General features: G+C 39.9%; 6 protein-coding genes and 1 pseudogene. 1 reads left to right on the forward strand and 6 read right to left on the reverse strand.

Annotated elements, in window-relative coordinates:
• The 5 genes and pseudogenes from AC1DND_RS13580 to dapF all read right to left on the reverse strand — a co-directional run.
• Positions 1-565: pseudogene (locus AC1DND_RS13580) on the reverse strand (gliding motility-associated C-terminal domain-containing protein); the annotation flags it as partial.
• A 222-nt stretch (positions 566-787) separates the two neighbouring features.
• Positions 788-2188: an efflux transporter outer membrane subunit gene (locus AC1DND_RS13585; protein WP_477582322.1), complete on the reverse strand. Its 1401-nt coding sequence runs from the start codon at positions 2186-2188 to the stop codon at positions 788-790.
• A gap of 10 nt (positions 2189-2198) precedes the next feature.
• Positions 2199-5375 carry an efflux RND transporter permease subunit gene (locus tag AC1DND_RS13590; protein WP_477582324.1) on the reverse strand — a complete coding sequence of 1059 codons (3177 nt, stop codon included), beginning with the start codon at positions 5373-5375 and terminating at the stop codon, positions 2199-2201.
• A 48-nt stretch (positions 5376-5423) separates the two neighbouring features.
• Positions 5424-6593: an efflux RND transporter periplasmic adaptor subunit gene (locus tag AC1DND_RS13595; protein WP_477582326.1), complete on the reverse strand. Its 1170-nt coding sequence runs from the start codon at positions 6591-6593 to the stop codon at positions 5424-5426.
• Positions 6594-7010: 417 nt separating this feature from the next.
• Positions 7011-7730: a diaminopimelate epimerase gene (gene dapF, locus AC1DND_RS13600; RefSeq protein ID WP_477582328.1), complete on the reverse strand. Its 720-nt coding sequence runs from the start codon at positions 7728-7730 to the stop codon at positions 7011-7013.
• 245 nt (positions 7731-7975) lie between these two features.
• Here dapF and AC1DND_RS13605 point away from each other — a divergent pair, with 245 nt between their 5' ends.
• Positions 7976-9529 carry a trypsin-like peptidase domain-containing protein gene (locus AC1DND_RS13605; RefSeq protein ID WP_477582330.1) on the forward strand — a complete coding sequence of 518 codons (1554 nt, stop codon included), beginning with the start codon at positions 7976-7978 and terminating at the stop codon, positions 9527-9529.
• Positions 9530-9587: 58 nt separating this feature from the next.
• Here the strand turns inward: AC1DND_RS13605 and AC1DND_RS13610 are convergent, their stop codons facing one another.
• Positions 9588-9713, reverse strand: coding sequence for a four-helix bundle copper-binding protein (locus tag AC1DND_RS13610; RefSeq protein WP_477582331.1), 126 nt, complete (start codon positions 9711-9713; stop codon positions 9588-9590).
• Between the last annotated feature and the right edge of the window lie 8 nt (positions 9714-9721).

A 9721-nucleotide genomic window follows, 5' to 3' on the forward strand; every position in this document is an offset into this window, starting at 1 on the left:
CAATAATACCGTTAATGTTCCCTCCAATAACATTTCCTTTATTTGGAGCACCAATGGTAATATTATTTGCACGATAATCGATTACAATTCCCGAGCCTTGAGCCATATTTACATTTTGTAAGTTATTGATCGTAGCAAAATTACGGATGTATAAACCATAAACCTCAACGCCAGTAGTTTGGACCTGCGTGGTTGATGACTGGCCGATAACCAATCCCGAAAATGTAGTGTTTGGATATTCAGGCTCCAAAATTACTTTAGCGCCAGAAACACCAAGTGCTGGCCACGCAACCTGCGAGGTGCCATCGATTACTACATTTGAAGAAACCACAGGTAATGCCGAACGTAACCTAATGGTACGGTTGGCATTGTCGCTAGGCGTGCCTGGCAAATTGAAGTTAATGGTAAAAGTAGTTATCCTATTGGCTATAGCCGCTTGTGTTAACCCCTCTCTTAGTGTTCCAGGGCCGCTATCGGCATTACTGGTTACTACATAAGTTTGAGCATATATATTATTGCAGAAAAATAAGCCGACAAATAGGGCTAGCAGTTTTGAGAAGCGCATAAAATTGTTTGGTGCAGCCAAAATACAAATAAACTATTTAGTGGCTAGCGTTTTAGTGAAACAAACGTACATTATTTTTCTGAAAAATAATTGAGCGCTTGACTTAGCTTACGCTCGTTTTTATTATCGCGATTGACCAAATTGTAATGCTATTTGTGGATTGGCCTAAACAAAAAAGGCATCCTGAAAATCAGAATGCCTTAAAAATTTGTTAATTATTGTTTATTTCCAGCCACCGCCTAATGCGCGGTATAGGTTTACCACCGATTGTAGTTTTTGTAATCGATCGTTAATGCCACTTAATTGTGCTGTTAATAAACTTTGTTCTGAAGTTAAAACGTCAGTATAGTTTGTTGCCGAACTGTAACGTAACAATTCTTTGGTAAAATCTACTGCTTTGGTTAATGAAGCAATTTGTTTTGCCCTCGTTTCTTCTTTTTCTGAAGCTGTTTGATAGGCGTACAAAGCATTCGATACTTCCTGTCCACCGGTTAACAGTGTTTGTTGAAAGTTGTAAAAAGCAATCTGTTGATTCGCTTCGGCTGTTTTTAAGCGTGCTTTGTTTGCGCCTTTTGCAAAAATTGGCTGCGTTAAACCACCCACCAAATTATAGAAGATAGATTTGCTGAAGAAATCCTGTAATTGTAAGCTTGATAATCCACCCGCTGCGGTAATGGTTAAAGCAGGATAAAAATAAGCTTTTGCTACGTTTGTGTTTTCGAAAGCCGATCTGAAACCAAATTCAGCAGCTATCACATCCGGACGGTTTTTTAACAATTGTGCAGAAACGCCGGTTTGTAAATTAGCATAAGGGGTCTGTTGATCCAAAGTTGTGCGGTTAATCGCATTTGGTGCTTTAGCAACCAAGACGCTTAGCGCATTTTCAGCCTCTTTAATGCTTCTTTTTAAATCGGGCAAGGTTACCTGAGCTGCATATAAATTGGCTTCACTCTGTACAACAGCCGCGCCATTAACTACGGCACCTTGTTTTAAGGCTTTCATGGTTTCAACATCCTGAGTTCTAACCTTAATGGTCTGCTCGGTAATGGCCAATTGTTTATCAAGGGCCAATAAAGCATAATAATTATTAGCAATGGTAGCAATTAACTGTGTTTGAACAGCGCGTTTTGCTGCATCACTTTGTAATAAAGTAGCGTAAGCACCACGCTTTGCACTGCTTAATTTCCCCCAAATATCAGCTTCCCAGCTGGTGCTCAACTGTGCTTTATAGGTTTGGGTTTCCAGGTTAATGTTAATCCCTGCCGGAAAATTCTGTGCTGCTGCAGAAGCTTTATTGTCGGTTACATTTACATCGGCCTGTAAGCTGGGCAATAATGCGCCTCGGCTTTGTATAAGCGTTGCTTCGGCAATTTTAATGCGCTCGATGGCCTGTTTCAGGTCTAAATTTTCATTTATCCCCTGTTGGATCAGCGATTGTAAAGTGGTGTCTGAAAACAACGTTTTCCATTGCACATCAGCAATGGTTGTTGTATCGGTATTATTGTTATCACGGTATAAACCTTCGTTCTTAAGTTGTGGGCGCTCGTATTTTTTAGTTACACAAGCGCTTAGGCTGAGGATGGCTACACCGATTAAAATGGAATGTTTATATCTAAATTTCATGGTTTTAAAATTAATGTGGACGGTTAACCGCTAACTCGTACTCTTCTTCTGTTTGTTCGCGATCAATGCCTTCCTCAAAAGGAGAATTGCTACTGATTTTTTCCTGTAAGGTTTGGAAAACAATGAACAAGGCCGGGATTACAAACACGCCGAATATAGTACCGATTAACATACCGCCTACAGCTCCGGTACCAATTGAAGTATTACCTGCTGCACCAACACCTGATGACAACATTAAAGGCAATAAACCCAGAATAAAAGCAAAAGAGGTCATCAAGATCGGGCGTAAACGGGCAGTTGCACCATCAATAGCCGAGTTAATAATACTCATTCCCTTTCGTCGCCTGTCTACCGCGTACTCTACAATCAAAATGGCATTCTTTGCCAGTAGCCCCACAAGCATGATCAAGGTAATCTGCGTATAGATGTTATTATCTACACCAAATATCTTATCAAAGATGAATACCCCGGCTAAACCAATTGGCAGCGAAAACAATACCGCCAATGGTAAGATATAACTTTCGTACTGTGCTGAAAGCAGGAAATACACGAAGACTACGCAAAGTAGAAAGATAAAAATCGTCTGACTTCCACTGCTTACCTCTTCACGCGATAAACCAGAGAACTCATATCCATAACCTGCTGGAAGGTGAATTGCGGCTTCCTCCTGAATGGCCTTAATTGCATCACCAGAACTAAATCCCGCATTCGGGTTACCCGTAACTGCAATTGAGGTATACAAATTGAAACGTGAAATAGCCTGTGGCCCGTAAACTTTTTCTAAAGTGATAAACTCAGAAATAGGAGCCATTGTACCGCTCGAATTACGCACATAAATACTGGTTAAACTTTGCTGATTAGCACGGTATTTGGCATCTGCCTGGTACATTACCCTGTACTGTTTCCCGAATTTATTAAAGTTTGAGGCATAAACACCACCATAATAACCCTGCAAAACACCCAACACATCGCTAACCGTTAAGCCAGCTTGTTTCACTTTTGCCACATTTACATCGATCTGATATTGTGGGAAATTCGGGTTGAACGAGGTTGATGCATATTGAATTTCAGGGCGTTTACTCAATGCGGCTAAAAATGCATTACCCACTTTGTTGAATTTTTTGATATCGCCACCGGTTTTATCCTGTAACTGGAACTCGAAACCACCGCCGGTACCAAAACCCTGAATGGTTGGCGGAGCAAAGAAAATTACCTTCGCACCTTTAATGCTGGATGCTTTTGCAAATAATTCACCAATAATGGCTTTAACATCACGCTTACGTTTATCCCATGGTTTAAGCCTTGCGATAACCATCCCATAAGAACTACCCGATCCGCTGATCAAACTTCGGCCAACAACCCTAAATGTAGCCTCTACTTCTGGCACCTTACTTACAATATCATTAATTTTTACAATAATTTTATCGGTTTCTTCCTGTGAAGTAGAAGGTGGCAATGAAATATCAGAGAACACTGTTCCTAAATCTTCGTTTGGCACGAAACCTTTAGGCGTTGTATTCATAATCCACACTAACACCACTGCGAAAACAGCAATTCCTAAACCTGCAAGCCATCTTTTTTTGCCTAAGAAACCAACAGAGCGTTTATACTTTTGCGTTACGGCATCAAATGAAGTATTGAAAGCAGTATAAAAACGTTGTAAGAAATTTTTACTTTTTTCGTGATCTTCTGCATGCGGTTTTAAGAACATCGCACATAGTGCCGGACTTAATGTTAAGGCGTTGATCGCTGATAAAATAATCGCGATAGCCAGTGTTAAACCGAATTGTTTATAAAATACACCAGACGAACCCTGGATAAAACTTACCGGGATAAATACTGCCGCCATTACCAGTGTAATCGAAATAATCGCACCACTAATGTCATCCATCGCATCTTTCGTTGCCTTTTTCGGGTCTTTGTAACCAGCATCGAGCTTGGCATGCACGGCCTCCACCACTACAATGGCATCATCCACCACAATACCGATGGCCAGTACCAGTGCAAATAAGGTTAATAGGTTGATGGTAAAACCGAACAGACTCAGGAAGAAAAAGGTACCGATAATAGCCACCGGAACACTGATTGCCGGAATCAAAGTTGAACGGAAATCTTGTAGGAAAATAAATACCACTAAGAACACCAAAATAAATGCTTCAATCAAGGTGTGGATTACCTTTTCGATTGAGGCATCCAGGAAGTTATTTACGTTAACAACGGTTTCATAATGAACACCTTTAGGGAAAGAAGTTGCTGCTTTATCTAAAGTTTTGATCGAGTTTTCGATTACTTCTTTCGCATTCGAACCCGCTGTTTGACTAATGGCAATACCTAAAGCAGGTTTGCCGTTAAACTTTACATAACTGGCATAACTTTGTGCACCAAGTTCTATCCTGGCCACATCTTTTAGGCGAAGAATCTGTCCGTTTGCATCCGCCTTAATAATGATGTCGCTAAACTCAGTTTCCGTTTTTAAACGGCCACTATATTTTAACGTATATTGAAAAGCCTGATTTCCCTGCTCACCAAACTGACCTGGTGCAGCTTCAATGTTTTGCTCTGCCAAGGCTACACTTACATCATTCGGTACCAGACCATAAACAGCCATTACTTCTGGTTTAAGCCAGATACGCATGGTATAATCTAAAGTACCAAATGCACTTGCATCACCTACACCGCTAATCCTTTTAATTTCAGGGATGATGTTAATGTTGGCATAATTTTGTAAAAACTTCTGATCGTATGATGGATCATCACTGTAAATGGCAAAAATAAGCAAGTTACTCGCCTGTCTTTTTGCTGTAATTACACCCGATCTGGTTACCTCTGCAGGTAATAAACTGGTTGCCCTGGCTACACGATTCTGTACGTTAACCGCTGCTAAATCGGCATTTGTGCCCAATTTAAAGTTAACGGTAATGGTTGCGGTACCATCATTACTGGCACTAGAAGTCATGTAAGTCATGTCTTCCACACCATTTATCTGCTCTTCCAGCGGAACAACAACACTACTCATTACCACATCGGCATTTGCTCCCTGATACGAAGCCGATACCTGAACGGTTGGAGGTGCAATTTCGGGGTATTGAGAGATGGGTAAAGTTACAAGGCCTAATACACCTAATATTACAATTATAATGGATATAACTGTTGATAAAACGGGCCTGTCTATAAATTTCTTAAACATAATTAATATGGATTACACTGATGTAGTGTGATTGCACTGACTATATTGTTATTTTTTTATTTCAGCATAAACTGAATCGGTGTTTTTTACCTCAGGTTTAATTTTAGTCCCGTCTTTTAACGATTGAAAGCCTTCTAAAATAACTTTATCGCCAGCTTTAAGTCCTTTGGTAACCACGTAGAAATTACCTTTGGCCAATTCCATCACTTCAATTTGGGTATTGATCACCTTAGCCGAATCGCCTAAAATGTAAACGAATTTCTTACCCTGTAAATCGATCGTTGATTTTTGAGGGACTAAAATTGCATTTTCAACATGTTGAGGAATTCTAACCGATGCACTAGCACCATTTTTTAATAAGAAAACCGGATTAGGGAAGGTTGCCCTTAAACTAGCCGAACCAGTGCTGGTGTTAATCTGTCCGTTGATGGATTCAATCTTGCCATTTTGTGCATAAATTGAACCATCGGCAAGAACCAAGCTCACCGCAGGAATGTTTTTCATTTGCTGTGCAAGCGTATTGCCTTTATAGGTATTAGAAAAATCTAAAAGCTGTTTCTCGTTTAATGAGAAATAGGCGTAAACCTTAGAAGTATTGGATACAGTAGTTAACGGCTGTGTGCTGCTGCTGCTCACTAAACTTCCATTTCTGAAAGGGATACTACCAACTACGCCATCAACAGGGCTGGTAATCGAAGTATAACCTAAATTAACCTGTGCATTTACCAATTCTGCTTTTGCTTGTGCAAGTGCAGCTTTCCTGCTCTGAAGCGTTAGCTGCGCTGCATCCAGATCGTATTTGCTAATAATATCTTTTTCTACCAGGGGTTTGGTTTTGTTTACTGTTAGCTGGGCAGCATTTACATCAGCTTCGGCACTGCTAATAGCTGCTCTTGCTGTTCTAACCTGTTGCTCATACTGTGGTGCATTAATGGTGAAAAGCAATTGACCTTTCTTAACTACAGCACCTTCATCCACCAATATTTTTTCGATAAAACCATCAACTTTCGGACGGATATCAATGTTTTGAATACCTTCAATTGTTGCTGGATAATCAGAATCTAATGTTGTATTTTGTGTGGTTACTGTAAAAACAGGGTAAGCTTGTGGACCTGCTGCTGCTGCAGCGGCAGCTTTTTTAGCTGCATCGTTATTTCCGCAGGACGCTAGAAGCATACCAATGCTCACGCTAAAAAAGAGAGTTGTTACTTTTCTCATGGGTATTTCTGTGTGTTTAAATTTAAATTTCCGGAATTAAGGGCGTTGTCAAAAAATATAGGACTTCGATTTTCGCCAATAAATGCCCAAAAATAGAGCCTAAAAAAAAATAAATCTGTCCGAATTCTGTCATTTAATCAATCGATTGATTTATTTTTCGATTGAAAACCTGTCGGATTTCCTTTAAAGTACTGTTAAAGATTGTGTTGTCGTATTTTTTGGCATAAAAAACAGTGTGTAAATATCTTGCGACAGATGTTAAAAGCTGTTAAATCCAAAGGAAATATACGGTTTTTTAGAATAAATGTTGCGTATTTTAGGCAATAAAATACATTGATAGTGTCTGTTTTACACGAGGTGTTCAGATAGGATTCAAACCTCGCAGGTTTTTAAAACCTACGAGGTTAAAAAAGAAGATTACTCTACTTCTCCCTCAAAAACCAATTTGGCCGGGCCGCATAAAAACACATTGGTAAATTCCTTACCATCGTAATCGAATTCTATTTTAATATCACCACCCAAAACTTTAATGGCCGTTTTAATATGACCGGTTTGGTCTTTGTGTTTCGCCATGGCCATGGCTACGGCTGTTACCCCAGTACCACAGGCATAAGTTTCATCTTCTACACCACGCTCGTAGGTACGTACAAATAAATGATCGCCTTTATCTTCTACAAAGTTTACATTTATACCTTTTTCTGCATAAGTTCCATTGTAGCGAATGTTTTTCCCTTCAGTAAAAACATCAAAGTCTTTTAAACCGCTTTGTATAGCAACATAATGCGGCGAACCAGTATTCAATACATATGCCTCGCCATCTTTGGTAATGGTATCTACATCAATCATTTGTAAATCAACCCATTCGCCATTTTCTGAAATTCTGGCATAATGTGGGCCATCTACTGCCAAAAAGTTTGTTTCGCGATCGATGATTCCGAGTTGTTTGGCAAAGGCAACAATGMATCTGCCACCGTTTCCACACATGCTGCCCAGCTTACCATCAGCGTTAAAGTAATGCATCTCAAAATCATAATCCTCATGTTTGGTAATAAACATTAATCCATCGGCACCAATGCCAAATCTTCTATGGCATAGTTGTTCAACTAATTGATTGTCAATATTTTTTAACGGACTCATGGGCAGATAAAAACTGCCTGAGCATTCTGCTTAAATCAAAGTGAAAATGCTCTCGCAAATAATAACATTTAACAAATGAATATTATAAGCTAACCAAACAATTAGCTAGCAAATCAGCTTATAATAAATCATGGCTTTAAAAAATACAATATACAAACRCATGAAACCATTAAAAGCTAACGGTTTTTAAAGCAATGCTAAGCTTTTAATAGCTTCATGACCATTAAAAAACAATATACAAACACATGAAAAAAATATTAGGAATTACCGTGTTGGCTGCTTTTATAGGTGGGGCAGCAGCAATTGGAGGTTACAAACTATTTGAGCGTAACCAAACTGGCAGTACCATTACTGAAAAACAGAATTTATACTTCGCAAATAATCCACTTAAAGTGACATCTGCAGGAGCAACCGATTTTACGCAGGCAGCAGCAGCAGTTGCGCCAGGTGTGGTCCATATTAAAACAACATATGCGGCACAAAATGGTGGCAGTAAAAGTTCGTCCCCATTTGATATGATGGAAGATTTCTTCGGTGGCGGCGGTGGTCGTCAAATGCAACGTCAGCCTAGAGCAGCATCGGGTTCTGGTGTAATTATCAGTCAGGATGGTTATATCGTAACCAATAACCACGTGGTAGAAAATGCAGAGAAGGTAGAGGTGGTTTTAACAGACAGACGTAAAGTTGAGGCAAAAGTAATTGGCCGCGATCCGAATACTGATTTAGCTTTGATTAAAGTAAATGCAACGGGCTTACCTGTTGTAAAAATGGGTAACTCAGATAATGTACAGGTTGGAGAATGGGTTTTAGCGGTTGGTTTCCCGTTAGATTTAAATACTACGGTAACAGCTGGTATTGTGAGTGCAAAAAACCGTAGTATTGGTATTATTGGTCGCGAGCAACAAGGCAACGAAATTACTGAAGAGGAATATCGCGAATACCAACGTACGGGTAAAAAACCAGATCGTCCGGCAAATACCAGTATCGAATCATTTATCCAAACCGATGCAGCCATTAACCCAGGCAACAGCGGTGGTGCGCTTGTAAACGCAAATGGCGAATTGGTAGGTATTAACTCGGCAATTGCATCGCAAAGCGGGTACAATCAAGGTTATGGATTTGCAATTCCAGTTAATCTTGCCCGTAAAATTGTTGATGATTTTATGAAATATGGCTCGGTTAAACGTGGTTATATTGGCGTTAACTTTGTACCATTAAGCGGAGAAGATAAACCTGAAGGCATTAAAACCAACGAAATAAGCGGTTTATATGTGAATGATGTAGTTGCCGGTGGCGGTGCTGCAGCAGCAGGCATTAAATCAGGTGATGTAATCAAAAAAGTTGATGGCGTAGTGATCAACGATTCTCCTGATCTTCAGGAAAGAGTTGGTCGTTTAAATCCAGGCGATAAAGTTAAATTAACGGTGTTACGCGATGGTGCACTGAAGGATTACACCGTAACTTTAAAAGGAGAAGCCAGCGTTGGCCTTACAGCCAAAAATACAACAAGCAAAGGCGCTGAGGTTTCGAAATTAGGTGCAACTTTTGCTCCTGCTACTCAAGCCCAGAAATCGAAATATGGCATAAATAGTGGTGTTGTAGTAACGTCTGTAACCACAGGAAAAGCATTTGATAATATTGGTGTTGAAAAGGGGCTAATCATTACTAAAGTGAATGGCCAACCTGTAAATTCTGTAGCCGATGTCCAAAAAGCATTGCCTTTAGGCAGAAACAACATGGTGAGTATTTCTGGTGTTGGCGAGCAAGGTTCTTATAACTATAGCTTCCCAGCGCAGTAATTGATCTGATAAAAAATAGTTTTTAAAAGCGTCCCGATTTAAATCGGGACGCTTTTTTTTAATCCTGATGGATCGGTTCGTGATTGGCATGGCAGGCATCTGCACATTCCTCGCAGGCAACAGCGCATTGTCTACAATGTTCATGATCGTGTTTGCTACATTCGGCTGCACAAAGCCTGCATATTTCTTCAC

The organism is Pedobacter sp. 01N416 (assembly GCF_056399685.1).

What these genes read in the sequence shown, in the direction of transcription:
- AC1DND_RS13590 (WP_477582324.1), bottom strand. Translation starts at nt 5,375, where the DNA reads ATGTTTAAGAAATTTATAGACAGGCCCGTTTTATCAACAGTTATATCC.
- AC1DND_RS13595 (WP_477582326.1), bottom strand. Translation starts at nt 6,593, where the DNA reads ATGAGAAAAGTAACAACTCTCTTTTTTAGCGTGAGCATTGGTATGCTT.
- AC1DND_RS13585 (WP_477582322.1), bottom strand. Translation starts at nt 2,188, where the DNA reads ATGAAATTTAGATATAAACATTCCATTTTAATCGGTGTAGCCATCCTC.
- AC1DND_RS13605 (WP_477582330.1), top strand. Translation starts at nt 7,976, where the DNA reads ATGAAAAAAATATTAGGAATTACCGTGTTGGCTGCTTTTATAGGTGGG.